Annotated in this window: 18 protein-coding genes and 1 tRNA gene; 9 read left to right on the forward strand and 10 right to left on the reverse strand. The window is 59.6% G+C overall.

What is annotated here, in order from left to right; genetic code table 11:
- Window positions 1-94 precede the first annotated feature (94 nt).
- From FG381_RS12125 to FG381_RS12150, 6 genes are all read right to left on the reverse strand, one after another.
- Window positions 95-1,309, reverse strand: a complete 1,215-nt coding sequence (locus FG381_RS12125) for an MFS transporter (protein ID WP_139689024.1) — start codon at window positions 1,307-1,309, stop codon at window positions 95-97.
- Between the two features lie 278 nt (window positions 1,310-1,587).
- Complete coding sequence (locus FG381_RS12130; protein ID WP_139689025.1) at window positions 1,588-1,845, reverse strand: FeoC-like transcriptional regulator; 258 nt, start codon at window positions 1,843-1,845, stop codon at window positions 1,588-1,590.
- A gap of 126 nt (window positions 1,846-1,971) precedes the next feature.
- Window positions 1,972-2,481: a CreA family protein gene (locus tag FG381_RS12135; protein WP_139689026.1), complete on the reverse strand. Its 510-nt coding sequence runs from the start codon at window positions 2,479-2,481 to the stop codon at window positions 1,972-1,974.
- A 97-nt stretch (window positions 2,482-2,578) separates the two neighbouring features.
- Entirely contained in the window at window positions 2,579-3,016 is a 438-nt protein-coding gene (locus FG381_RS12140; protein WP_139689027.1) for a hypothetical protein, read from the reverse strand.
- A 490-nt stretch (window positions 3,017-3,506) separates the two neighbouring features.
- Window positions 3,507-4,382 (reverse strand): adenine nucleotide alpha-hydrolase family protein, encoded by an 876-nt coding sequence (locus tag FG381_RS12145; RefSeq protein WP_139689028.1) that lies wholly within the window; start codon window positions 4,380-4,382, stop codon window positions 3,507-3,509.
- A 94-nt stretch (window positions 4,383-4,476) separates the two neighbouring features.
- Window positions 4,477-5,787, reverse strand: coding sequence for a nickel-dependent lactate racemase family protein (locus FG381_RS12150; RefSeq protein WP_139689029.1), 1,311 nt, complete (start codon window positions 5,785-5,787; stop codon window positions 4,477-4,479).
- A 263-nt stretch (window positions 5,788-6,050) separates the two neighbouring features.
- On the opposite strand from FG381_RS12150, the gene FG381_RS12155 reads away from it, so the two are divergent.
- Both FG381_RS12155 and FG381_RS12160 read left to right on the forward strand, forming a co-directional pair.
- Window positions 6,051-6,126, forward strand: a tRNA-His gene (locus FG381_RS12155).
- 259 nt (window positions 6,127-6,385) lie between these two features.
- Window positions 6,386-7,693 carry a tyrosine-type recombinase/integrase gene (locus FG381_RS12160; protein WP_139689030.1) on the forward strand — a complete coding sequence of 436 codons (1,308 nt, stop codon included), beginning with the start codon at window positions 6,386-6,388 and terminating at the stop codon, window positions 7,691-7,693.
- A 157-nt stretch (window positions 7,694-7,850) separates the two neighbouring features.
- On the opposite strand, the gene FG381_RS12165 is transcribed toward FG381_RS12160, so the two are convergent.
- From FG381_RS12165 to FG381_RS12180, 4 genes are all read right to left on the reverse strand, one after another.
- Window positions 7,851-11,558 (reverse strand): pyruvate carboxylase, encoded by a 3,708-nt coding sequence (locus FG381_RS12165; RefSeq protein ID WP_139689031.1) that lies wholly within the window; start codon window positions 11,556-11,558, stop codon window positions 7,851-7,853.
- Between the two features lie 194 nt (window positions 11,559-11,752).
- Window positions 11,753-12,538 carry a hypothetical protein gene (locus FG381_RS12170; RefSeq protein ID WP_139689032.1) on the reverse strand — a complete coding sequence of 262 codons (786 nt, stop codon included), beginning with the start codon at window positions 12,536-12,538 and terminating at the stop codon, window positions 11,753-11,755.
- A 467-nt stretch (window positions 12,539-13,005) separates the two neighbouring features.
- The gene (bcp, locus tag FG381_RS12175; protein WP_139689033.1) at window positions 13,006-13,476 is read right to left on the reverse strand and encodes a thioredoxin-dependent thiol peroxidase; all 471 of its coding nucleotides are present in this window, start codon (window positions 13,474-13,476) and stop codon (window positions 13,006-13,008) included.
- Window positions 13,477-13,751: 275 nt separating this feature from the next.
- Window positions 13,752-15,125: a nitronate monooxygenase gene (locus tag FG381_RS12180; RefSeq protein ID WP_139689034.1), complete on the reverse strand. Its 1,374-nt coding sequence runs from the start codon at window positions 15,123-15,125 to the stop codon at window positions 13,752-13,754.
- On the opposite strand from FG381_RS12180, the gene FG381_RS12185 reads away from it, so the two are divergent.
- The 7 genes from FG381_RS12185 (at window position 15,116) to FG381_RS12215 (ending at window position 26,523) form a co-directional block, all read left to right on the forward strand.
- Window positions 15,116-15,409 carry a hypothetical protein gene (locus tag FG381_RS12185; RefSeq protein ID WP_139689035.1) on the forward strand — a complete coding sequence of 98 codons (294 nt, stop codon included), beginning with the start codon at window positions 15,116-15,118 and terminating at the stop codon, window positions 15,407-15,409. The genes FG381_RS12180 and FG381_RS12185 overlap by 10 nt on opposite strands.
- Before the next feature lie 128 nt (window positions 15,410-15,537).
- Window positions 15,538-17,079, forward strand: coding sequence for a Na+/H+ antiporter NhaC family protein (locus FG381_RS12190; protein WP_139689036.1), 1,542 nt, complete (start codon window positions 15,538-15,540; stop codon window positions 17,077-17,079).
- Window positions 17,080-17,584: 505 nt separating this feature from the next.
- Window positions 17,585-22,183, forward strand: a complete 4,599-nt coding sequence (locus FG381_RS12195; protein WP_139689037.1) for a glutamate synthase-related protein — start codon at window positions 17,585-17,587, stop codon at window positions 22,181-22,183.
- Between the two features lie 2 nt (window positions 22,184-22,185).
- A complete protein-coding gene (locus tag FG381_RS12200; RefSeq protein ID WP_139689038.1) occupies window positions 22,186-23,676 on the forward strand; it encodes a glutamate synthase subunit beta in 1,491 nt (496 codons plus the stop codon).
- A gap of 48 nt (window positions 23,677-23,724) precedes the next feature.
- Complete coding sequence (locus FG381_RS12205) at window positions 23,725-24,018, forward strand: hypothetical protein (RefSeq protein ID WP_139689039.1); 294 nt, start codon at window positions 23,725-23,727, stop codon at window positions 24,016-24,018.
- A gap of 41 nt (window positions 24,019-24,059) precedes the next feature.
- Window positions 24,060-25,571, forward strand: a complete 1,512-nt coding sequence (locus FG381_RS12210; RefSeq protein WP_174857887.1) for a DASS family sodium-coupled anion symporter — start codon at window positions 24,060-24,062, stop codon at window positions 25,569-25,571.
- 205 nt (window positions 25,572-25,776) lie between these two features.
- On the forward strand, window positions 25,777-26,523 hold the full coding sequence (locus tag FG381_RS12215) for a TenA family protein (protein ID WP_139689041.1): 747 nt from the start codon (window positions 25,777-25,779) through the stop codon (window positions 26,521-26,523).
- Window positions 26,524-26,528: the final 5 nt, after the last annotated feature.

The raw sequence follows: 26,528 nt of genomic DNA on the forward strand, positions 1-26,528 counted from the left end.
TCCCAAACTTTTCCCTGAAGGAAATGCGGCATGGTGCAGCAGCGAGGCCGGAAGCTGAATTCTCTGAACCGGCGCCGTTGCCGCAATCCATCTTCTAATTCTTTTTCTCTTTGAGCGCTTCCTGCAGCGCCTCAACGCGGTCTTCCATCCGCTCGCGCTGCCGTACAAGGTGTATCTGCCACTTGGCGAACAGCAGTCCGAACCCGGCGAGCGCAAGGAAAATGCCCGGCATGGCCGCCCAGTTGGCGGCTTTGCCGGCTTCGATCGGAAGGCCTCCCAGCCAGGCGCCGACGGCATTCCCGGCGTTGAAGGAGCATTGCGCGAGGGCTGCGGCAAGGAGCTGCCCTTCGCCCGCGTTCTCAATCATCATGACCTGTTCGGGCCCGGAAATAAAGAAGACGCAGGCTGCCGCGAGTGCAGTAAGCAGAATGGCTGCCGGCGCCCAGTGCGCCATGAAAAAGAGGGCGACTAGCGTGATGAAGAGGCACCCCTGACCGGCAGCGGCAAGTGAAGGATCCGAGAACCTTGACGAGATCTTCGCGCAGAACAGATTGCCGAGCACCATGCCGGCGCCGGCAAGCGTGATGACGAGGGACATCATGCTCGCGGGAATTTCCGCCACGTGCTCGATTACCGGATTGACATAGGAATAGTAGGCAAAGAAGCCCCCGTTGCCGAGACCAATGGCGCCGAGCACGAGCCAGGGCTCAAGCGTGCCGAGAAAGCGGAACTGCGCTTTGAAGCCGCGGTCCGGCAGCGGTTCCGTCTGCGGAACCCACAAGCGTATTGCAAGAAGCGCGAGCAGGGCGAGAAACGCCGCTATAACGAAGGCGGCTCGCCAGGAAAGCGCCCATGCGAGAAAGCTCGCAAGCGGTACGCCTCCGAGGTTTGCGATCGTCATGCCGGCAACCATCATGCTTACGTCGTGCGATGCCTTCCCCGGACCCGCAAGCTTGGCGCAGACGATGGAACCCACGCCGAAGAAGGCGCCGTGCGGAAGCCCCGCGATGAAGCGCGAGACGATCATGAGGGAATAGCTCGGAGCAAAGATCGTGAGCGCATTCCCGAGGCAGATGAGTCCGGCGATGATGAGGAGAAGCCGCTTGAGCGGAATTTTGCGCGCGACCGTTACCATCAGTGCCACCCCGGCGCAGACGCCGGTGGCGTAGGCGGAAATGAAATGCCCGGCTTCCGGTACGGAGACCGCCAAATCCTCTGCCGTGGGCAGAAGAATCGACATCATTGAGAATTCAGCGATGCCGAGCGCAAGCGTGCCGAGGGCAAGCGCAAAAACGTGTTTGGGCAGCATGATGAAAGCGCCGAAACAGAAAATGAAGCAGAACAAAAAAGGGCGCGATCATCGATAGATCACACCCTTCGTCTATTTGTGGCCGGCGGTTTTCCTGAGGAACTTCATCCAAGCTCAGCGTGCTGCTAATAGAGCTTGCTGCAAGGACTCCCTCCAACGACTTGGTTCAGCTTCTTCCGGAAACGAAAGACCACCTGCACCACAACTCAAATCATTATGCCTTTATTCCTGCGAAAGTGCAATCTTTAAGATGTAACACTTTCTTTCCGCAGGAAAGCTCACACCGTTTTCGACTGCAGTGCAGCGGCGGCGCGCAGCGTCAGACGATAGCCCTTGCCATGGCCTTCGCCGGAGCAGCCGCAGTCACCTCCGCAGCAGCTGACCTGATGCACTACTTCCACGTCTCCGCGGGAAACAAGCTTGTCGAGCATCATTTCCATCATCGGGGCGGAAACTTTGAAGTGCCAGGAAAGATCGCGCAGGCTGATGCCCGGGCGATCATGAATAAGCTGGCGAACTTCGGTTACGGAAACCATGAATGAAATCTCCTCAAGGATTGAGCCGCCTTTCTGATGAGAGCGGCTTCAGGAAGCTGGTTAGGGAAGCATTCTAGCGTTGCGAACGAAAGTCGTTCGCAATTCCTTGACCGATTTGATCCCGCGTCAAAGTTCTTTTCCGGGCGCCGGGGGCAGCGGCTTTTGATAGGCCGATGAGCCCCAGAGCGGTACCGTGGATATGGAGTGCTTGAAGCTGCCGCTCGTCTCCTTGGTTGAATAGGAAAGATAGATGAGCGTCTGGTTGGCCGGATCGTAGATGCGGCGGATCTTCATTGTCTTGAAGAAGATGCTCTTCGATTTCGTGAAGATCACTTCGCCGTCGCGCGACTTGTCGACGGCATCAATCATTGCCGGCGTAATGTCGCCGGTCTGACGGCAGGAGATGGCGCTGTCTGACGGGTCTGCAAGGGTGAGCGGGGATTCGATGCTTGCGACGTGGCAGGTAACGCCGGGGATTTTTTCGTCCACGAAAGCATCGAGCTTGATGTTTTTGAAGGTGAGGAACCCCAGTGAAACATCGGCAACCTCAGAATCCGAGCAGCCTGAGAGAACGCCGGCAAGGCAAAGCGCAGAGAGGGCAAGAGAGGTTCGGCGGCAGAAAGTGCGAATGTTCATAGTGCGCGGCACGAGATTCGATGGTTGCGAAGAACTCCATTGTGCACGAGAAAAAAAGCATCCGTTGCCGCCGCCGGACGCTTTCACTGTTTTTTGATCAATAGCGCGCTTTCTCGGCTTCAATGGAACTTGAAAGCCCGGCCTTGACGGCAAGCAGAACAAAAACAACGGAAGTGAGTCCCGTGACGGCGACTGTCCCGGGAAGAATGTGCCAGAGCCCGGAGACATACCAGAGGGCAGGGAGCACGGAGATGAGCGCTGCTGCGGCGGCAAGAATGACCATGGGGCGTCGGGATTTCCAAACACCCGCTTTGGTGAGATGCACGGCGCTCACGGTGCTTCCAAGTGCAAGCACGGCAAAAACGGTGGAGATGACGATCACAACCGGCACAAAGGCTTCTGCAATGTAGGGCGAAACCTGGTCGGCTGCGAGCGCAAAAAAGGTAAGCGCGGCAACCCAGGCGCAGAAGGCCGCTCCGCCCATGTCCTTCGACATGGCAGGGCCGGCATAGGTGATTTTCGTTGCGGTGATCATGAGGACCTCCGTGGTTGAAGTCTGAAGAATCCGCGGGTCAGCATATTTTTTGCGGGCTTCAGAAAGATAGGAATGACGAGGCCATTGGGATGCGCAGGACGATTCAAAAGAGAATCGGGAGAAATGACGGGAAAAGGTGCGCAGCCGCAGAAGGCGTCTTTAACGGTGAAGGGATTCTAGGGAGATTGGAATGTTTTCGTTTTGAATCGGATGCCGCGGATGGGCGTTGTTTTACTGTGACTCCCTGTCTTCCAGGGGAAGCGGAAGGGAGTAATAAAAACATAAAAATTTCAATTTGTTGTAAATATTCGTCACTTTATAATAAGTATAAATATGAATGCGTATGATTTATGTAGTACTGATCAAAAATGGATTGATGAAAATGTATGATATATTTTATACGAAACTGTTTATCATATAATATTGATGCTGCCCATGAAAAAAAGACGCCTCAACTGAGACGTCTTTTTCCAGTCCAACCGGTCTTGAATCAGATTTCCGGCTGCTGCAGGCGGTCGTAGTAGCCCGAAAGACTTTCGAGCACTTCAGCACGCAGTCCGGGGAGTCGATCACCGAATTTCTGATGAAGCTTCCCGATCAGGTTCTTGAGCTCGACGTCTGCATTGGGTACGGCATCAAACGATTTTTTTTCAACATGCAGAAGCGTTGTCGTCTTGTCGGGCATCCGGATGCGAAAGCGCAGACGGGAGCCGAAGGCATCGTTCGCAACACAGAGTTCAGCATCTGCGAGCGCCTCGAGTTCGCCCTGGGTAGGCGTCGTGCCGTAAGGAAAGCGCGTGAGGAGGCAGGGCCGTGCGGCTTGCTCCGGATTGGGAAATCCCACAGCACGACCGATTTCGCGAATTCTCTGCTTGGAAATTCCCGCCATGGCGAGGGGAGAAAAAATGTGAAGCTCTTCGAGCGCCTGAATGCCGGGACGATAGACCGTGAGGTCCGAGGTGTTCGTGCCGTCGCAGACCGGACCTTCGCATTCCATCTTCCGCGCAATGTCTTTGAGCGTCTCAAAAAGATGACGCTTGCAGACATAGCAGCGCTGAGTGCCTGCCCGGGCAAGTTCCGGGAGCGACAGGGAACTCGCCGGCACGAGGAGCGGTTCATAGCCGAGTGCTTCAGCGTCCTTGAGTGCGAGCGCTGTTTCATCGGGAGCGATCTGCGGTCCGATGATGTGCAGGAGGTGCGCTTCAAAGCCCAGGTGTTTGGCGGCAAAGGCCAAAAAGCGGCTGTCAAGGCCTCCGGAATAAGCAATGCAGAATTCGCGCGAAGGGGCAATGCGCAGGAGAACGTCTTTAAGCGCCTGAATTTCCGGAAATTCAAGGAGACTTTGCTCGTTATCAGCGATGGACATGAGGTCGGAAGGAAGAACTTGAGAAAAACGCAAGCCCGCTTTTGGCGAGCGGGCTTGACTCTTCTGGAACGAAGCTTAATACGTTATCAGCACTTTATCGGCCGCACTTGCAGCAGCAGTTGTGTTCAGGTGCAACGCGGGGCACCGTAAGGGACCCCTCCGGCATCATGATGGTCGAAGGATGATCTCCGAGGTACTCGTGAGCGAGCTTGAGCGCTTCTTCAACCGTATCAACAGCGGCCGTAAAGTGCATGCTCTTTGCAAGGTCCCGGTTGAGAGCCGTGACGAGAATGAACTTTGCCTTGCTGATCGGCCGCGTGATCGCAAAAGCCTTGTTGGCGCCGATCTGGAAGTTGTCCTCGAGCTCCTTCCTGATGGCTTCGGGAGTGCCGAGCCGGCGGAAGGTTTCCTCGAGCTTGGCCGACCCCGAGCCCTCAATGCACTCTGCAAGGAGAATGACGACGCCGCCCTTTCTCACGGCGCAGGCAGCATTGTCCATCGTCTTCTGCATCTGATAGACATTGATGTCCTTCGGGTAGCCGCCGCAGGAGGCGATCACGAGATCGGCTTCCTTCGGGATTTCGCAGCCGTAGACCTTGTCGACGAACTTGCAGGCCTCCTTGTGGGCCTTGATGTAGTCGCCCGCAAAAATCTTGAGGAATTCATGCTTGGCGTTGAGGATGGCGTTGAAGAGGAAGAGGGAGCGGCCTTTTGCAAAGAGCGCCACGCCTTCCATCTGGTCGTCGTAGCAGGGGTTGCCTTCCATGCGGCCGAGGCCGGCTTTTTCGGAAAGCATGTGGCTGTGGTTCATGCGGACCGTTTCCATCGCGGCGCATCCCGGAAGGATGGCCTTCCTGCCGCCGCCGTAGCCGGAGAAGTAGTGGTGAACGATCGTGCCCGTGAGGAAGATGTGGTCGACGTGGCAGAGCTCCTTGTTGATCCAGACGGGAGTGCCGAGGGACGTCGTGCCGAAGTATTCGAAGTCGTCCTTGTTGGTCGCGATGCTGTTGTACATCTTGATGCGGCGGGCAACTTCGGGGCTCACCTCCTTTTCCATCTCTTCGGGCGTCATGGCGCGGTGCGTGCCGAGCGCGAAGACGATCTTCATGTTCTCATCGGGAACGCCGAGCTTATTCATCTCGTTGACGAGAATCGGCATGAAGATTTCGCTGTTGGCAATGCGGGTCGGATCGTTGCAGATGAAGGCAACCGTGTCGCCGGGCTTCACGATCTCATTGACGGGAGGCAGCCCGATCGGATGGTAGAGCGCTTCCAGAACATGCTCGTGCACGTTCTGCATGACTTCAAAGGGTTCGGTGCGGACGACCTTCAGCACATCATCGGAGTCGTATTGAAAGGTTTTCCGGCCGTTGCCGTAAGCGAAGTCATAAGTTGCAAGCGTCATGTTTTTCTCCTTTGCTGACCGCGGCCGGCCCTTCCGAGGTATGGCCGCAGGCCTTAAGTCATGAACCGCGCCGATTATAAAGTTTCGCGGTGCCGGAATTTGTCTTCAGGCGACCCGGATGATGCTGTCGTTCAGACGTATGGCGACGACATTCAAAATTTTTTTGCATGCCTCTTGACAAATTTTTATTTGTGCGTAGAATTCCACTTCTCACAACGACGCGCTCTCAACGAGACGCGACGAAGTGAGAAAAAATCTGGATGGTGGGTGTAGCTCAGTTGGTAGAGTCCCGGATTGTGATTCCGGTTGTCGTGGGTTCGAGTCCCATCTCCCACCCCATCCACAGAATTCAAAAGAGCTCCTGGCTTAAACGGCCTGGGGCTTTTTTATTGCCTAGATGCCTGCGGCGCAGGGTTTTCTGTCTGCTTTACCGGACTTCTTTCCCTTTAGAAAAAAGAGCGGTGCGCATCGCTAGTGCGCGGCTCAAAGCATACCCAGAAGGTGACCCAAGACGGTCCGTCCGTAGAATGAAAGGTGACCCGAATTGGGTTGCCTTTGGGGTCACCTTTGACCTTGGGTCTTCTTTGACGGAGTAGCCATGCCACGCATACTTGCTCGCCCTCTTACAGAAAAAGAAGTTAGAGCGCTGACGAAGACATCCGCGCTTGGAGGAGTTCCTGGTCTTGTTCTTCGCATTAGGCCCGGTCGTGCGAAAGCATATGCCCTCGTGAAAAATATCGGTGGCGTTAGACGCTTATGGACTATCGGGCAGTACGGCATAATTTCTCTTTCGGCTGCTCGCGCACGGGCTGCCAAAATGGTCGAAGCCATCGAAGAAGGACGCGATCCGACCGAAGAGAAGAGGACGGTCTTCAAAGTATCAAAACGTGAAGCGACCTATACCGTCTATCGGTTGCTCTTGGACTTCCTGAGGGCCGAGGATGCTCGCGGCCGTTGGGATAATCGCGGCCGCATGCCCCACGTCAAAAAGGCCGAGGGATGGATCAATAATCACATGGGGAAGAAATTCCTCGCCAAGGACGCGAAGAAGCTCACCGCGCAGGACGTAGCCGCAGAGTTTCAAACGAAGTGGCTCTCGATGCGCAGCATTCCGGAAAAGTGCATCGGAGAAATCAAGCGCGCCTATGACTGGGGTATGGCGCTTCAGAAAATTCCATTGATGGATAACCCGGCCTCGCTGCGCGGCGCGCTCGGCCACTTGCTTCCGCCTTCGTCTGCCCGCCCGAAGCGGACGCACATGCCGTATCTGGAACCGGAGAAGATGCCTGCTTTCTGCCGGGAGCTCATGCGGCGGTCGGGATGCGGCTCCAGAGCTCTTCTTTTTTCGATCCTGACCGCAAGCCGTTCCGACAATGTTCTTAAAGCGCGTTGGGATCAGATCGACTTGGAGCGCTGCGTATTCACGATCCCTCGTGAAGAGATGAAGATTAAGGGCCTGAGCTTCGCCCGTGAAACGCCTCTGTCGCCGGCGGCCGTGGCAATCCTCCAGGGACTTCCGCGACACGAGACCCCGGCGGGACAACCGAATTGGGTTTTCCGCAACTTCCAAAATGGCAACGGTCATATCTCTCCCAACACGTGGCGAGCGCTGATCCTGCGCATCGACCGAGAGACCGAAGGTCATCCCTATCATGATCCGATCGAGGTTGACGACTTCGGCCGCCATCGTTTGCCAGTTCCTCACGGTCTCGCACGCGCTTCCTTCGATACCTGGGCGCGGAACCCCACGAAGTACGGCCACGAGCTTTTCGACCCGGATTTTATTGAAGCATGCCTCGATCACTTCTCTCCGAAGTATGGCGGCGCTTACATGCGAGCCTATCCACTTGAGGACATGCGCAAAATTTTCGATGAGTGGGCCTCATTTTTGATGAGCAATATCTAAGAGAAAAGCTCCGGGCACGAAAGCTGGTCAACCAGACTTTTAATGAAAAGGAGTATTGAACTCCCAGTTGCTTCCAAATGATGGTGCTGAGAATATCGAAAGGCCGCGCGGATTCTCCCCGGCGCGGCCTTTCTTCCCCGTTATTCGAGCTTAGGGGTTAAGCCTTCTCCTCATCCTCCGGGAGCTTTGCGCCGCAGATGGCGCAGAAGAGCGCTTTTCTCGAAGCGGCCGGTGCTCCGCAGCAGGGACAGCGCTTGGGCACGGGGCCGAGCTCAACGATGAGTTCGCCTTCTTCCACAGGCACCATGCGGCGGGTCTGCGCGAAGTCTGCGGTCTTGAGGACGCGCTTCACAATGCCGTCCATGGGAGCGCAGACAGCCTTTTCCTGCTTCATGATGGAGACATTGAAGAGCTCCTGACCCTTCTTGACGATGTCGCCGGGGGCCACGTGCACAATCCAGAGATCGGCCTTCCTGGGGCTTGCCACTTCGCCCGGCACGGAGGGATCGGCAAGCGTGACGCCCGCCTTCTTTGCGGACCCCGTTTCGAGCTTCACGTCGGTCGTGAGGATTTCGCTGTCGAGCACGTAGCGTACGGTTGAGAAGCCTTCCTCGTTCACCGGATCGATGGAAAGGAGATGAAGCTGGTGGGGCTTCCCGTCCGAGCTCGAGAAGTTGAGGGTCTGCCCGGACTTGAGGCCCTCAAACCAAACATCGAGCGGCAGGCAGTTCGGATCGCCGAATTTCTTTCGGAATTCAATCGTCTTCAGTGCGTCGGCCGGATGGTTGAGGTACATCACGAGCTCTTCGGCCGAAGGAACCCGCTTCAGAAGCTTCGCGAGCGCTTCCCTTTCCGCTTCAATGTTTGCCGGAGCAAGGTTCGCGAGGGGCGACGCTTCGCTGCGCGAGGCGAGCGCTTCGCGCCACCTCGGACCGAATGCCGACTCATAGACCCAGTCGTCGGGGAAGCCGAGCGGCAGGCGTCCGAATTTGCCGAGAAGGAGATTCCGGAACGCTTCATTGCAGTCGACGTAGATCGAAAGGCGCTCGGCCTTTTCTTCCGGCGTGAGGTTGGTCTTCTTCGTCCCTGCCATGCGGACGGCGGCTAGGAGCTTCTCGACCGCGGGCATGCCGCCCCGCTTGTAAGCTCCCGTGACCGCAAGGAATGCCGTGTTCCAGGTGATCTGCGAGCCCGGCGTCACGTCGTGATAGCGTACGATCCTGCGGGTGCATTCGAGGAATTCGAGCATGAAGGGGAGGAGCTGAATGTAGCCCTGCTTCACGGCGCCTTCCTGGGAGGAAGACGTGGCTCCGCCCGGCATCTGGTAGCGCGTCACTTCGTAGTCGACGCCCTGGAAGTAGGGCGAAGCGTAGCGGTCGAACCAGGGCATCACCTGCTTCGCGACGAAATTCGCCTTCGAAATCGCTTCCCGGTTGATGAGGGTCTTCATGCCGAGTTCGTCCTCGAGGTAGGCGGCAAGCGACAGGAGGTCCCCCTGGCCGTAGCTTCTCACCGAGGCGCCGAGACCGGCATCGAGAATTTCGCAGCCCGCCTGAGCGGCTGCGGCGCAGGCGGGAAGAAAGAGCCCGTCCGTCGCATGGCGGTGATAGTGAAGCACGAGTTCAGGCCAGCGCTTTTTGAGTGCCGTGACCAACGCCGTCATGAAGGCGGGCGAGCAGACGCCCGCCATATCCTTGAGGCCGAGAACGAAGTTCCTGGCGGCTTCCCTTTCTGAAACGCCCATGGTCTTCGCGACCATGCGAAGGATCGCCTCAGCGGATTGGAGGCAGTAGCTGACGTCGAACCACGGGGCGCGCGAGAGCGCTATTGCCGGTTCGAAGAGCTTGTCGCGGCGCGAAAGCACAACCTCGGCGATGGGTTGCATGTTTTCGGCTTCATTGAGGAAGTCGAAGCACCGCACGACGTCGTAGTGCTCGCAGATCATTTCGCCCGTGAGCCGCATGAGGTTCTTGGGCTGCGGCGAGTAGCCGAGGACGTTCGTGGAGCGGACGAGAAGCTGCTTCAGGGTCTTCGGCGCAAAGGCATTCCATTCGCGCGCCTCTTCAAAGGGGTAGGTCATGTTGGCGAGCATCGCCACATGGAAGTGCGCGCCGCCGCCGTTTTCAATCGAAAAGAGTCCGGCGTTGTCGAGGAAGGGTCCGATCAGGCGGTCTTCGGCGAGGCGCATGCGGTTGCCGTGATTGGACTGCGTCATGTCGCGGGTCGTCGTGTCGGTGAAGTGCACGCGTCCCGTATCGCGGATGAAGGAGAGCACGGATTCGCGGTCGCTCTGCGGATAGGGAGAAGGCGCGCTGCGCGCCGCTTCGGAGAGCTGCGGAAGCACGGGCGTGAAGCTCCCGAGCCGCGGCGTCGTGCGCGAGCGGTAGGTGCCGAGCGACACGTAAGGATTGAAGCCGCGGGCGGAGATTTCCGCGACGAGCTTCGCGAGGCGCTCGCTCTCGGGACCGAGGTCCGTGTACTCGAGAAGCTCCGGATGCTCCCTGACGAACGTAGTCGTCACCTTGCCGGCGCGGAAGAGCGGATGGCCGATGACGCCGCGAAGGAAGGGAATCGTGGTCTTCGGGCCTCCGATCATGTATTCCGATAGCGCGCGGTCCATGATGCCGAGGGTTTTCTGCCAGTCGCGCGCATAGGTGATGAGAAGCGCGCCCGCGGAGTCGTAGTTGGGCGGGAATTCATAGCCCGCCGAGAGGTTGGAGTCGAGCCGCACGCCCGGGCCGCCCGGCGAAACGTAGCGGGTGATGAGGCCCGAATTCGGCGTGAAGCCGTCCTGCGGGTCCTCCAGATTGACTCGGACCTGTAGCGCATGGAAGGCGGGCTTTACCGCATCTTCCGTGAAGCGAAGGGTCGAGCCGAAGGCAATGGCAATCTGCTCTTCGACGAGGTCGATGCCGTAGCGGCTTTCCGTAATGCCGTGCTCGACCTGCAGACGCGTATTCACCTCGATCATGTAGGGAGTGCCGTCCTCGGTCACGAGGAATTCGACGGTGGCGACCGAGTGGTAGCCGACGTCAAGCACGAGGCGCTTCGCGTATTCCTTGAGCCTTGCGCGCAGTTCGGGCGTCATGCCCGCCCAGGGCGAGGGCGTTACCTCGAGGAGCTTCTGGTTGTTGCGCTGCACCGTGCAGTCGCGTTCGTCGAAAGCAAAGACATTTCCCCAGTGGTCGGCGATCACCTGAATCTCAATGTGGTGAACGTGCGCGAGGTACTTTTCGACGAATAGCCGGGGGTTCCCGAATGAGGCCTGCGCCATGGCGGAGGCTTTTTCAAAGGCATCCTCGAGTTCATCTTCTGAGGTGACGAGAAAGATTCCTCGTCCGCCGCCGCCGCCCTCGGCTTTGAGCATGATCGGAAGGCCGATTTCGCGCGCGAGGCGCCGCGCCTCAGGAATGTCGACCGATTCGTCGGACCCCGGAACGACCGGTATCCCGAGGCGCCGTGCCACGCGCCTCGCCTCGACCTTGTTGCCGAGAAGGTGCATGGCTTCGGCCGAGGAGCCGATGAAGGTGATGCCCGCCTCACGGCAGAGTTCGGGGAAGGTATTGTCTTCGCTGGCAAAGCCCCAGCCCGGGTGAATGGCAATGGCACCGCGTTCGCGGGCAAGACGGATGATTTTCGGGAGATCGAGATAGGCGCGGGGGTCGGCGCCGAGAAGAATGAGTTCCTGTGCGGAGGCGGCTGCCGGCTCCGCCTTGTCGATGTCGGTCGCGGTGACGGCCGCGACGGCATTGAATCTTTCGCGTATGGAGCGGGCTATTCGTCTCGCTGGTATGCCGCGGTTGGCGACAAGGATGACCTTGCCGCGCAGACTTTCGCGGACCTCCTCAAAAGAGCGCTGCTGCATGCTGGATTTTCCTTCCTGTAAGCGTGTGGTGATTGGCTGGATTTTTGTAGTTTTATTCCCGCTCCGAAGAGCTTCCGATGCTCGTTTCCCATGCGGTCGGCGTGCTTTTTTGTATTGGCAAAGCTTTGGGTCCGACCTCAGGGATCGGGGCGGGAAGAGAGAAGAAAAAGGTGATTCGACTGCTTCCGAAGCGGTCAGTTTCGCGTGAGGCTTCCGCGGAGGCACGAGATCATCCGGGCGTGCGACTGGATGACGAGTTCGCCCTCCGTGGAGAGCCCGAAGAGGCGCCCTTCGAGTCTGCCGCTCCCCGGCCCTTCCGGGTCAAGAACGGAAATGTTCTCGCCCTTCCAGAGGAGATAGTCTTCGGCAAGGGCGCGCCAACGCTCGAGAAGTTCGAGCGGGTCTTCCCGCGCGATGCGCGCTGCGATGCGGCACCAGAGGAGATAGGGGTCGCTGAGGCGCGAGTAGGGCGTTCCGGGAGCGTTCTGATGAAGCGGCACGGCATCCGCGAGCTTCCCCGCGGGGAGCGCCGCGCCCTCGCGCAGGACATTCTCCCCCGGCGCCCAGGAAAGGTTGAGCCCGATTCCGGCAGTGAGAAGACCGCCGATTTCCTTCAGCAGAATTCCGCCCGCCTTGGCGGCGCCTTTATGCGTGAGCGCGACGATGTCGTTGGGCCACTTGATGAGTACGGCGTAGCCCAGCTTCTCGAGTTCGTCGGCAATGAGCGCTGCAAGGGCCGCGGCGCTCGCCGCCGTCTGCCAGACGCCGGCAAGCGGGAGGCGGATTGCCGCATGAACGTTCCCGCGGCGGCTCTCCCAGGCGCGGTTGTACTGCCCGTGACCGGCTTTCTGCTCATCCGCAAAAACGGAGCCGAAAAGCGGGAGTTCTCCCTTGTCGAAATATTCCCGGGCGTTCTGGAAAACCGATTCGACAGAAGCGAGGCGCAGGGGCGCTGGCGGCAGTGGATAGGCGGGCTGCATATTTCTGGGCATCCTGGAGTTTCAAAGGACGGAAGGTCCTTTTCGTCAATTCAGGTTAACAGCTGGAGCCCGCTGAAACCCGGCTGATCCCGGGGTGAAGCGCATCTCAATGAAGAGCTTTTGCGCCCGTTTAGTGGCCCTTGAGAGAAAGTGCCGATGGATATTCTGCCTAGAGCGGCGGCCTCAAAGCGTCAATCAGGACGCGTCGGAGTGATGCCGCTCGGGATAATGTATGACGATGATAGGGAGCCGTTCATAGAGGCAAGTGAGCGGTATGGCAGTGCCGGCAGATCGGCTCCTCATGCCGTCAAGGCAATCAGCATCCGCGGCTTCTTTGCGGGAAGTGCCATGAATTCAGAGGCATGCGGGTGCCTTGATTCAGACTCTCCGAATGAACGACAGCAAAAAGCCGGAGCAGCCTAAAGGGATGCATCCGGCTTTTTCGACTATTTCAAAAGCGAAAAGCTTCACGCCTTGAGAAGCTTGAGAAGTTCCTCGACGTGGGTCTTCGCCTTGACGCCGCGAAGCGCATGAAGAATCTTTCCTTCAGGGTCGATCACGAAGGTGGAGCGCTCAATGCCGAAGCACTTTCTGCCGCACATCATCTTTTCCTTCATCACGCCGTAAAGATTGCACACCGTCTCTTCCTTGTCGGAAAGGAGCGGGAAGTTGAGCGACTGCTTGTCGCGGAAATTGCAGTGGCTCTTCACGCTGTCGCGCGAAACGCCGAGAATCTGGTAGCCGAGGGCGGCAAAGTCGTCGCGATGATCGCGAAAGCCCTGGGCTTCAGCCGTGCAGCCGGCAGTGTTGTCCTTGGGATAGAAGTAGAGAATGACGCCCTTTCCCTTGAGGGAAGAAAGCGTGACGGATTCGCCGGCATCGCTCTCAAGCGTGAAGTCGGGGGCGGCAGAGCCGGCAGCAAGTTCCTGGTCAGACATGTGCAAGGGTCCTTAGATTATTAATTAAAGGCTATTAAAAATAGTCTTTCGATTGAGTGAAGTGAAGTCTAATCCGTTTTGTCCCGGAACGAAAACTTCCTCAGGCGCAAAACCGTTAGGAAATCGTTCCGGCTCAAAAACGGCGGGCCTGGGAATGCGCGGAGTGCCGGCGCCGGCTCTCTGACGGCAAAGAAAAGCCTTCTCAGGAAGTTCTTTCCCCGAGAAGGCTGAAATCATTCAAAGCAGCGGTTTAAGAGCGCTTGTCAAGCGCGAAGTTATGAGCCCGCATGAGCAGAAACCCCTGAATTCTTATCAGAAGAACCCAATAACAAGTGTGGGACAAAGTGTGGGACAAATTCAGACTTCAGATTCATCTGATGCGCTTTGAGGTACTCAAGCGCCGCCTTGGGAAGACGAATTTCGTCTCCGGTGCTCTCCATGTAGTCTTCATAAACATCAGCGGCCGTTGGCAGAATCCACGTGCCGTCTTCCTTCTGAATGGAGGTCTCGCGCAGGCGCGACGCCATGGCGCCGCACGTCCAGACTTTATAGTTCCTCATATGCGTGCAGAGGCAGCCCTTTTCCTTCGGGGGAACAGGTTCGCCCGCGCTCATCGCTTCATGACGGAGCTTCCACTCCTTTAGATAAGCGCATTCGCCGTGATTGAGCAGGTACCCGTAGGCTTCGCAGTTGGGACGAATGTCGCTTTCGATCGCCGGAGAGCTCTTCAGCATGCGCATCGGATAGCCCGTGGGGGAGAGGCCGTTCACTTCAATGTCTTCTGGTTTCGAATTGAAGAACGCCTGCTTGGCGGCGCACGTGAGGCCGCTCTCTTCAGCGACGGCAAAGCGGGTGGCGGCCTGAATGCCGTTCGCGCCGACCTCGCCCATGAAGCGCGCGGCGTCGCCGCCCGTAAAGATGCCGCCCGCGGCAATCACGGGAATGGAGAGGCTCTTTTCCGCCAGATACGCCTTCACTTCCCTCACAATGGCTTCGAGCGAATGATTCTTCCAGTCTTCCATGCCGAAGCCCAGGTGTCCGCCGGCAAGAGGCCCTTCGACCACGACGTAGTCGGGGAGACGCCCCGTTGCAGCGCTCTTTCGGAGGAAAAGATTGAGGGCGCGCGAGGAGGAGACGATGATGCCGAGGAGCGCATCGTGAAAGCGCTTGTTTTCCGACATCAGGCGGAAGCTCGAGAGGTGCAGGCCCGCCGAGAGCGTGATGCCGTCGATGCCCGCGTCAAGCGCTGCATTGAGACGGGTTTTGAGCGTGTCGAGCCCGGAATTCATCGTGAGCTTTTCCATGCAGTTGATGAGCATGAGTCCGCGTCCGGTGGTTTTCGACATGACGTTCGAGATGTAGCGGATGGTCGCTTCGCGAACGGCGTCGAGGTCAAAGAGTTCAGCGGATTTGTCTGCCGCATCTCTGAGGCCGGCGTAGCGCTTCGCCTTGGCGGCGGTGAAGCGCGTGCCGAAAAGGCGGTCGGAGACATCCATCAGCATGGCGTCCGAGAGATGAGAGATGCCGCCGAGCTTTTCGACGGCGAGACCCAGCTCGGCCGTGGAAATATTCGTGCCCATGCCGCCCACGATGAGGGGCGAATAGTCTCTGCCGCGCAGCGTCAGAGCGTAGGAGCTGAGTGAGGTCATTTAAAAAAACTCCGAAAGAATTGGGGGCGGCAGCTCTGCCGATTGATCAGTTTCGAAAGTTTCTCTTTTCAGAAGCCCCATTCACGAACTTAAAAACAGGGATAAATCCGCAAAATATGACTCGTTTTAGGAAGCAAAAATATGCTATGGGAGAAAACCCTGATGCCGCTCCCGATGAATCGGGACGGACTTTCAGAGTAGGAAGGGCGGGATTTTTCCCGGAAGCGGCAGGAGTCGCCTCCGTTCTTCTCAAAACATTTCCCGGGCAACAACTTGTTGCATAATGCGGGAAAGTTTCCGGTTCTGCCCCTTAAGAGGCAAACCATTCCCCGATGAACCGGATGCCTGCAGAGCGTCAGCGTTTCCTTGAGCCGCTCCGCCAAAGGCATCCTCAAATAGAACAAAAAGAAATATGGAACCCTACGCCGCTGGATGGCTGTCCATCGTTCCGCCGATTGTTGCCATCGTTCTTGCGCTTCTTACCAAGGAAGTGCTTTCTTCTCTCCTGATCGGCATCCTGACGGGCACCCTGATCTACACGATCGGTACCGACGGGAACGTCATCATGGATACGCTGCAGACGACCTTCACGCTGATGGGCAACAAGGTCGACTTCAACATCCTGATCTTTACCTCGCTTCTCGGCGCCCTGGTTTATGTGGTGGCCATGTCGGGCGGCACCAAGGCCTACGGCAACTGGGCGGTCGAGCGCGTGAAGACGCGCCGCGCGACGCTCTTCTCGACCTCGGGCCTCGGCATCCTGATCTTCATCGACGACTACTTCAACTGCCTTTCGGTCGGCACCGTGATGCGTCCGCTCTGCGACCGCTACAACGTCTCCCGCGCGAAGCTCGCCTACATCATCGACTCGACGGCGGCGCCGGTCTGCATCATCGCGCCGGTTTCCTCCTGGGCGGCGGCCGTGGGTTCGTCCCTCAAGGGCAACGGCGTCTTTGAATCCGACATGGCGGCCTTCATCGCCTCCATCCCCTGGAATTTCTACGCGCTCCTTTCGATTTTCATGGTGTTCTTCATCATCGCCACGGGCCTTGACTTTGGTCCGATGCGCCGTTCTGAAGAGCGTGCTGCCGCGGGCGACACCGGCGGCGTGAAGGGCGGCGGCGCGGAACCCCCGAAGCCCAATCCCCGGGGCAAGGTCTCGGACATGCTGATTCCGATCTGCGCCCTCATCGTGCTCGCCGTGCTTTCGCTCATGTATTCCGGCGGCTACTGGGGCGACGATCCGGCTTATCACACGTTCCAGTCCTCGATCGGAAATTCCTCTGCGGCTTCGGCCCTCGTCTGGGCGGCCTTCGGCGCCGTGCTTGTTGCCTTCCTCCTTTACGTGCCGAGGAAGCTCGTTCCCTTCAGCGACTTCATGCAGGGGCTCCTTGAAGGCATGAAGCTCATGCTCCCGGCCAACATCATCCTGATTCTTGCCTGGACGCTCTCGGGCGTCTGCCGCGACCTCATCAGCACGCCGCAGTTCGTTGAATCCATCGTGACGCAGTCGGGCGCCGGACTTTCGCTCTTCCTCCCGGCAGTGGTCTTCGTGATCGCCGCGTTCCTCGCCTTCTCAACGGGCACGGCCTGGGGCACCTTCGGCATCCTCATCCCGATCGTCGTGCCGGTCGTGCAGGGCATCGACCCCTCGCTCACGATCGTCGTCCTCTCGGCCACGCTGGCGGGTTCGGTCTTCGGCGACCACTGCTCTCCGATTTCCGATACGACGATTCTTTCGTCGGCCGGCGCCGGGTGCAATCACATTGAGCACGTGGCGACGCAGCTTCCCTATGCGCTTCTCGTCGCCGCCTGCTCGGCCGTAGGCTACCTTGTCGCCGGCCTTTCGCACGGGAACCTCTGGCTCTCGCTCGGCACGGCGCTGCTGCTCCTCATTGTGTCGGTTGTGGTCCTCCACAGCATGCGCGGGAGGCAGAAGACTGCCGCCGCCTGATGCGCGGATTTTGAAGCTTCAGGGGACCGCGCTGCGCGGTCCCGCAGATCCCCTGGAAAGCCGGCTTCCGGCACCGGGGGATTTTTTATGTCTCCCTAAAAAGTCATAAGGAGAATGGCCTTCATGCCTAAGGCATTTCTCCCAGAAGCAGATGCACGAATTTTCTTTTTTATGACTTCGATCAATGCTTGCACCGCCTTCTCCTCGGGAGAACCCGGATTGACGACATCCGCAATCAAGCATTCTTAATGCCTCAGGCCTCTCTCTATTCAACGCGGAGCGGTCGACCCCCGCGCTCAGAGCGAACCGCTGAAGGTTCCTCTGCGGCGCATGTCCAGAAAAACGTCTGCAGACCCGGCTCCGGCGCCCCTCGGAAAGGCTTCATGGAAAGAAAGCCGGGTCGGCGGCAGACCAGCACGGGGCAGAGAACGAGATCCGGTGCGGCTGCGGCTTTCGGCTTCAGTTCTTCGGTCATCTCCGACGATGCTTCAGGGTAAGGAACAAAATGGAGAATACCGGCGGCTTATATCGGAGCGAGTACGAGCACGACGCCTGCGGCGTCGGCTTTATCGCGCACATCAAGGGCCAGAAGAGCCACAGCATCGTAAGTCAGGCGCTTGAGGTTCTGAAGAACCTGCGCCATCGCGGCGCTGTCGGCGCGGATCCCCTGCAGGGCGACGGGGCTGGCATCCTCATTCAGATTCCGGATCAGCTCTATCGCGACGACATGATGAACCAGGGCGTGAAGCTCCCGCCCGCCGGCGAATACGGCGTCGGGATGGTGTTTCTGCCGCGCGAGGAAGCGTCGCGCCACGCCTGTCAGGAAGAAATCGAGCGTGCGGTGCGCGCCGAAGGACAGGTCATTCTCGGCTGGCGCGACGTGCCGGTCGACCGCGACATGCCGATGTCGCCCGTCGTGCGCGAGAAGGAGCCGGTGATACGTCAGATATTCATCGGGCACAGTCCCGATGTGCTCGTGACGGATGCGCTCGAAAGAAAGCTCTACATCATCAGAAAGCGCAGCTCAATCGCCATTGCCAATCTGAAGCTGCGGCACTGCGGCGAGTTCTACATCTGCTCGTGTTCGGCGAGAACCGTGGTCTATAAGGGGCAGCTCCTCGCCACTCAGGTGGGCGTCTACTACCGCGACCTTCAGGATGCCCGCTGCACCTCCGCGCTCGCGATGATCCACCAGCGCTTCTCGACCAATACCTTCCCGCAGTGGCAGCTAGCGCACCCCTTCCGCATGATCGCCCACAACGGCGAAATCAATACGCTGCGCGGCAACTTCAACTGGATCCAGGCGCGCGAAAAGCATATTTCGTCCCCCGTGCTTGGAAGCGACCTCGACAAGGTCTGGCCTCTCATTTTCCAGGGGCAGTCCGATTCGGCATCCTTCGACAATGCCTTTGAACTTCTCGTCATGGGCGGCTACCCGCTCGCGCAGGCGGCGATGATGCTGATTCCCGAGGCCTGGGAAAAGAATGCCGCCATGGACCCGAAGCTGCGCGCGCTCTATGAATACAATGCCGCGCTCATGGAGCCCTGGGATGGTCCGGCAGCGGTTGCCTTCACGAACGGCCGCCAGGTGGGCGCCATTCTCGACCGCAACGGCTTGAGGCCCGCGCGCTACCTCACGACCAAGGACGATCTCGTCGTCATGGCGTCCGAATCGGGCGCCGTGCAGATCGAGGAATCCCGCATCCGCCGCCGCTGGAGGCTCGAGCCCGGGAAGATACTGCTCATCGACATGGAGCAGGGAAGAATCATCGGAAACGAGGAGCTCAAGACCTCGCTTGCCACGCAGCATCCCTATCAGGAATGGATCGACAAGATCCGGATCCGCATCGACGACATTCACGAGACCCCAGAGCCCGAGAAGCTCGCGCTCCCGCAGAAGTCCCTCATGCGGGTTTTCGGCTTCAGCCGCGAGGACGTGGAGCGCATTCTCAGGACGATGGCCTGCGAGGGACAGGACCCGGTGATGTCGATGGGCAACGATGCGCCGCTCGCCTGCCTCTCCGAGCGCCCGCAGATGCTCTACGACTACTTCCGTCAGCTTTTTGCCCAGGTGACCAATCCGCCGATCGATCCGATCCGCGAGGAAATGGTGACGTCGCTCGTGAGCTTCATCGGGCCCCGCCCGGACCTGCTCAACATCATGGCAACGAACCCGCCGGTTCGCCTGGAGGTTGAGCAGCCTGTTCTCACCGAAGCGCAGATGGAGCGGATCCGCTCGATCAGCCGCTTCACGGACAACAAGTTCCATTCGCGCGAACTCGACATCACGTATCCGCTCTCCTGGGGCCCCGACGGCATTGAGGCGCGCTTGGCGAGCATCCGCGCCGCCGCGGTGGATGCCGTAAAGAGCGGCATCAACATTCTGATCCTTACGGACCGGAAGGTGAATCGCGACCGCGTTGCGATTCCGGCGCTTCTTGCGACCTCAGCCGTTCATCAGTGCCTCGTTGAGCACGGCCTCAGAACGAGCACGGGTCTTGTTGTCGAAACGGGCTCTGCGCGCTCGGTTCATGACTTTGCGGCTCTGGGCGGCTACGGCGCGGAAGCGGTCCACCCCTACCTCGCGCTCGCCGTCGTCAAGAGCCTTGCCAAGACGGAAGAGGACCGGGAGCGCTTCGAGGAAAACTACATCCACGCGATCGACAAGGGCCTCTACAAGATCATGGCCCGCATGGGCATTTCGACCTACATGTCCTATGTGGGCGCCCAGATCTTTGAGGCGGTGGGCCTCAGGAAGTCCTTCGTCGACAAGTACTTCACGAATACGCCGAGCCCGATCGAGGGGCTAGACCTCTTCGACGTCGCCCGGGAAGCGGTCGAAATTCACCGCCGCGCCTTTTCGACCCCGATCATGATGACGCCGGTGCTCCCCGCGGGCGGAAACTACATGTTCCGCGAGGACGGCGAATCCCACCTCTGGACCCCGGAAGCGATCGTGCACCTGCAGCGCGCCGTGCGCCAGAAGAGCTGGGAAGAGTACGAAAAGTACGCCGGGACCATCAACGATCAGAGCCGGAAGCTCCTTACGATCCGCGGGCTCTTTGAGTTTGTGCCGGGCAAATCCGTGCCGCTCGAGAGCGTTGAGAAGGAAGAGCTCATCATCCGCCGCTTCTCGACGGCCGCAATGTCGATGGGCGCCATCTCGACGGAAGCGCACGTGACGATGGCGGTCGCCATGAACCGGCTCGGCGCCATGAGCAATTCCGGCGAAGGCGGCGAAGACGTCCGCAGAAACGGCGTCATCGGGAAGGCGACGACGCTTAAGGCGATCCTCGGGGACGACGTCGTCATCGACTATCCATTGAAGAAGGGCGACAGCCTCCGATCGAAGGTGCGTCAGGTTGCCTCCGGGCGCTTCGGCGTCACGACGGACTACCTCGCCAACGCCGACCTCATTCAGATCAAGATGGCGCAGGGCGCGAAGCCCGGCGAAGGCGGGCAGCTTCCCGGCCACAAGGTTTCGAAGTACATCGGCATGCTGCGTCATTCGCTCCCCGGGATCGGGCTCGTTTCGCCGCCGCCCCACCATGACGTGTATTCGATCGAGGATCTCGCGCAGCTCATCCTCGACCTCAAGTACGCCAACGTCAACGCGGGCGTGAGCGTGAAGCTCGTCTCCCAGGTCGGCATCGGCACCGTGGCCACGGGCGTGGCGAAGTGCAAGGCCGACCACATTGTGGTTTCGGGCCACGACGGCGGCACGGGCGCCGCGCCCGCAACCTCCATCAAGCACGCGGGTAGCGCCTGGGAAATCGGGCTTGCCGACGTCGAGCAGACGCTCGTCATGAACGGCCTCCGCTCGCGCGTCCGCCTCCAGGTCGACGGCCAGATCAAGACGGGCCGCGACGTGGTGATCGGCGCCATTCTCGGCGCCGACGAATTCGGCTTCGGCACGTCGCCCCTCGTGGCGATGGGCTGCCTCATGATGCGCAAGTGCCAGAAGAATACGTGTCCGGCCGGCATCGCCACGCAGGATCCGGAACTTCGCCGGCAGTTCGTCGGCCTCCCCGAACACGTGGAAAACTATTTCCGCTTCGTTGCGCGCGAAGTGCGCGAGATCATGGCCCGGCTCGGCGTCAGGCACTTCGACGACCTGATCGGCCATACGGAGCTCCTCAGAAAGATCGACCACGCGCCCGGGACGAAGGGCAGTCTTCTCAATCTCGACCGCATTCTCCATCGCGCGGAGAATCCCTCGGGCGATCCGATCTTCTCCTGCGAGCCTCAGGATCACGAGCTCGAGAAGGCTTTCGACATGAAGTACGTCGAGAAGCTTCAGGACGCCATGAAGACGGGCAGGCCCTTTGAAGTGGATTCCCCCGTCGGTAATACCGACCGCGCCGTCGGCACGCTCCTTTCGGGCGTGGCGGCGGAAGCCGGAAAGGAACCGCTCCCCGCAGACTTTGCGCTCTTCAGGCTTCACGGCATTGCGGGTCAGAGCTTCGGCGCGTTCCTCGGGCAGGGGATTTCGCTTCGCCTCACGGGCGGCGCCAATGACTATGTGGGGAAGGGCCTCTCGGGCGGCTCGATCGCACTTAAGAAGAGCGACGCCTTTGACGGGAAACCTGAAGAAAACGTCATCGCGGGCAACGCCTGCCTCTACGGCGCAACCTCGGGCGAAGTCTTTATCTCCGGCGTCGCCGGCGAACGCTTTGCCGTACGCAATTCCGGCGCGAGCGCCGTGGTGGAAGGCGTGGGCGACCACGGCTGCGAATACATGACGGGCGGCACGGTGGTTGTGCTCGGCCCCACCGGGCGCAACTTCGCCGCGGGCATGTCGGGCGGCATGGCCTACGTCTATGACCCCGAAAATGCGCTTGCCGGCCGCATGAGCAGCGGCAAATTCACGCTCTCGAAGGTGCTTCCGAAGTCCGGGCAGCCGGCGATTGAGCCGAGGCACCTTGGACTTTCGGACGAAGAAGTGCTCCGCGGACTTCTTGAAAGGCATCTTGCGCTCACGGGCAGTCCCGCTGCGCGCGCAATTCTCGACGACTGGGGCGAGGCGCTCGGGCGCTTCACCAAGGTTTTCCCGCTCGAGTACCGCAAGGCGCTCGCCGAACTTTCCCGGGATGAGGAGCACTGAAAATGGGTCTCGACAAAGGTTTTCTCAAGTACGAGCGCATTGAGCCGAAGCATGAACCCGCGGTGATCCGCATTCATCACTTCCGCGAATTCATTTCGACGCTCACGGACGACGAGGCGCACGATCAGGCAGCCCGCTGCATGGACTGCGGCATTCCCTTCTGCTCGCACGGCTGTCCCCTTCACAACCAGATGCCGGACTTCCAGCAGTACGTGACGGACGGGGACTATCTAAGCGCCTGGGAAGTGCTCTCCCAGACGAGCAGCTTCCCCGAAATTACCGGACGCATCTGTCCGGCGCTTTGCGAGGAGAGCTGCACGCTCGGCATTCACCGCGAAGCGGTCGGCATCAAGTCGATCGAGCGCAAGATTGCCGAATATGCCTTCGAGCACGGGCTCGTGCAGCCGGTTCTGCCCTTTGCCAAAACCGGCTGCCGGGTCGCCGTGGTGGGGTCGGGCCCCGCAGGGCTCGCCTGCGCGCAGGCGCTCGTTCGTGCCGGCCACGAGGTGACGGTCTACGAGAAGATGGATAAGGCGGGGGGGCTCCTGCGCTACGGCATCCCCGACTTCAAGCTTTCGAAGGAAGTGCTCGACAGGAGGCTCGATCAGCTCGTGCGCGAAGGCGTGAAGTTCGTCCTCTCGACCCGCGTGAGCGCGGGCAGCAAGGATGAATCGCTCGAAACCGGCGTGCATGACGATTCCGTCGACACAATTTCGATCGAGAAGCTCTCGGCCGAGAACGACGCCGTCGTCCTCGCGCTCGGGGCCGAGGTGCCGCGCGATCTGCCGCTTCCCGGACGGAACCTCAAAGGCATTCACTTTGCGCTCGACTTCCTTATTGCCCAGAACCGGGTCAACGCCGGGGGCGTCCCGAATCCGATCGACGTGCGCGGAAAGCGCGTCGTCGTGATCGGCGGCGGCGAAACGGCAAGCGACTGCATCGGCACGGCGAACCGCCTCGGGGCCGAATCCGTGACGCAGCTCGACTACCACGCGGAGCTCCCCGAAAAGGCCGATCTTCTGAAGGAGTGGCCCGACTGGAGGAGAATCAAGCGTACCTCCACCTCGCAGGAGGAAGGGTGCGTGAGGCTCTTTTCGACGAGCACCACGTCCTTTACGGGCGAGGATGCAGTTACGGGCGTGAGGACCGTTGAGGTTACCTGGGGGCCGGGGAGACAGATCACGCCGGTCGAAGGCACGGAAAAGGAAATTCCTGCCGATGTGGTGCTGATCGCCATGGGCTACGCCCATCCGTCGCATCGCCTCGTCGATGCGCTCGGCCTCGGCACCGACAAGCGCGGGAGCATCGAGGCGCCGGTTCATGGCGCGGGCGCCTGGCGCACGGCTTCGGAAGGCGTCTTTGCGGCGGGCGACGGCAGAAGCGGGCAGTCGCTTGTCGTCAACGCCATCGCTGAAGGCCGCGAATGCGCTGAGGCCGTTGATGCCTGGCTGAAGGAACTCCGCGAGGAGCGCACCGCCCGGTCATGGCGGTGATTGAAGCTCGCATTCCCGCTTGGATAGAGCAGAAAAGGCGCCGGATCCGTGAAAAAGATCGGCGCCTTTTTTCATTCTTCAGGAACTCAGAATCCTGAGGATTTCTCGTCATGCCTTGAATTGGTGCAGGCGCGTACGTTTTTCGTTCAGATCCGTTTACGTCCTGAATCACGCTTTTCTGTTGCACTCCCGAAAGTTCTAAGAACTTTTGAGCAGGGAGATCCGATTGAGATCAAAGAGAGGCTGTCTCAACGCCTTTTTTCAACGCAGCCGGGGCTTCTGGCACGGATTTCGCTTCGCTTCATTTTCTCCTTCAACCGATCATTGAGAAAAGAATCATGACGAGCGCAACCAATCTTCCCTCAGATTCCCGCCCGCCTTCTATGAACGCCGATTCCGCAAGGGCGCCTCTCGCCTCCCGAGAGAGCGAGGAACCTAAGCCCGGGTTCTTCAAGCGCTTCGGCCTCATCTTCGCCTTCATCGCGCTCGCGCTCATCTGCCTCGCGCCTGAACAGCCGGGTCTTACCGTAGCCGGGCAGCGCATGATCGGCATCATGGTCTTCGCCGTGATTACCTGGTCGAGCACGGCCGTGTCCTTTCCGGTTTCGGGCGGCCTCATCATGGCCCTCATTGCCGTTCTGATCGGACTCTCGCCCAAGCCCGACGGCACGGGCATCATCGGCACCACGGCCGGCATGAAGACCGCGCTCACGGGCTTTTCGTCGCCTGCCTTCTGCCTGGTCGGCGCGGCGCTCTTTCTCGCTGCCGCGATGATGCGCACGGGACTCGACAAGCGCATTGCGCTCTTCACGCTTTCCAAAATCGGTGCGACTCCCAACCGCGTCGTGGTGGGCATCATTCTCTGCGGCTTCATTCTCTCCTTCTTCGTGCCCTCGACCACGGCGCGCGTGGCGTGCCTCGTTCCCATCGTGATCGGCATGATCCGGGCGTTCGGGCTCCAGATCAAATCCGCCTTCGGCGCCATGCTGATGATCACGGTCGCGCAGGTCGACTCCGTCTGGAATGTCGGCATCAAGACGGCGGCAGCGCAGAACATGGTGGCCGTCAACTTCATCCGCGACATCACCGGTCAGGAAATCTCGTGGCTCGACTGGTTCATCGCTGCGGCGCCTTTTGCCGCGCTCATGTCGGTCGTTCTCTACTTCGTCGTGACGAAGCTTCTGGGCGGGAGCGTCGAGCCCTTCCAGGGCGGCGAAGCCGCCGTCAGAAAGCAGCTCGCGGATCTCGGTCCCATGAGCGCCAATGAATGGAAGCTCACGATCGTCTCCCTCATCCTTCTCTTCCTATGGGTCACCGAAAAGAAACTGCACCCTTTCGATACGACCACCACCACCGTCTGCGCGATCGCGTTCCTCATGCTCCCCAGAGTTGGCGTCATGGACTGGAAGGGAACGGTCGACCGCATCAACTGGGGCACGGTTCTCGTCTTCGGCGTCGGCATTTCGCTCGGTTCCGCGCTTCTTTCTACCAAGGCCGCGCAGTGGCTCGCCAACTGCATCGTGACGGGCTTCAGCCTGGCCGATGCCTCGACCTTTGCGGTCATCGCCATCATGGCGGCCTTCCTCATCATCGTTCACCTCGGGTTTGCTTCCGCGGCGGGTCTCGCCTCGGCCATCATCCCGATCATCATCGCGGTTCTGGGCGAACTTCAGGATCCGAACGTCAACATCCTCGGCATGACGATGATTCTGCAGTATGTAATCAGCTTCGGCTTCATCCTCCCGGTGAATGCTCCCCAGAACATGATTGCTTATTCAACAGGCGCATTCGACGTGAAGACCTTTGCTTTTACGGGCATCATCCTCACTGCTGCCGCTTATCTCCTCGTTCTGCTCCTCACGGCCACTTACTGGAGCTGGCTTGGGCTCGTGTAGGCGCTTGAATCGAAAAGAAGGCAAAAAGAATCCCGGCAGCCTGAGCGCGGCCGGGGATCTTTTTTGGCTGCAGTACCGGCAGGCCGAAGGCCGCGGACCGCATTAAAGTGGTGAGGCTTCAAAGAGGCGCAGTTTTCCCCGATGAAGGCGCTAAGCTCCTTTTCTTCCTTCCAGACTGCAGTCGAAAACTGCAGTTTCCGCTCCCATGACATTCCAGACCTCACGCCGCTCGCTTCTCGCTCAGTCTGCGGCAATCCTCGGCTTCGCTTTCCTTCCTCAGGCCCGCGCTGCGGCTTCCTGGTCCTCAGAAGCCTTTGAGCGAGCTCGCCCGATCGAGCGCGCCGTCATCGCTCATCCTTTCCTGAAGGCGCTTGCGGACGGCACCATCTCCCGGGACAAGATTCTCTGGTACCTCGCGCAGAATGCGGGCTACCTCCGGAATTATGCGGCGAGCCTCTCGCGCGCTTGCGCAAAGCTAGAGAACCCGGAAGACCGGGCGCTCCTCGCGCAATGGATCAAGGACACGGCCGGGACCGAGACCTGGACGCTGGACCTCCTCCAAAAATTCAGCGGCGGCCGCGATACGACTCCTTTCATGCGGCTCCGTCCGACGACGCTCTTCTACGCCTCGTGGGAGGCAATGGCTTCAGAGGAGGGCACTGCCGGCGAAGCCTGGGCGGCGCTTCTTCCCTGCTTCACGATGTATGAGGTCGCGGGCCGATTCATCGCCGGGCACATCCGGAAAGAAAATCCGTATCGGGAGTGGCTGTCGGCCTACGGCGACCCGGCCTATTCGAAGACGGTCGAAAGCGCCGTGGCGCTCGCGGACCGCTTGGCAAGGAAAGAAACGCCCGAAGGCCGTGCGCGCATGACTGAAAACTACCTCACGTCCTGCCGCCTCGAATGGGCGCTCTGGGATGCTGCGGAAAGGCTCGAGGACTGGCCGGTTTAAGCGCT

It is taken from the genome of Sutterella faecalis (genome assembly GCF_006337085.1).
In the GTDB taxonomy this organism is placed as follows: domain Bacteria; phylum Pseudomonadota; class Gammaproteobacteria; order Burkholderiales; family Burkholderiaceae_F; genus Sutterella; species Sutterella faecalis.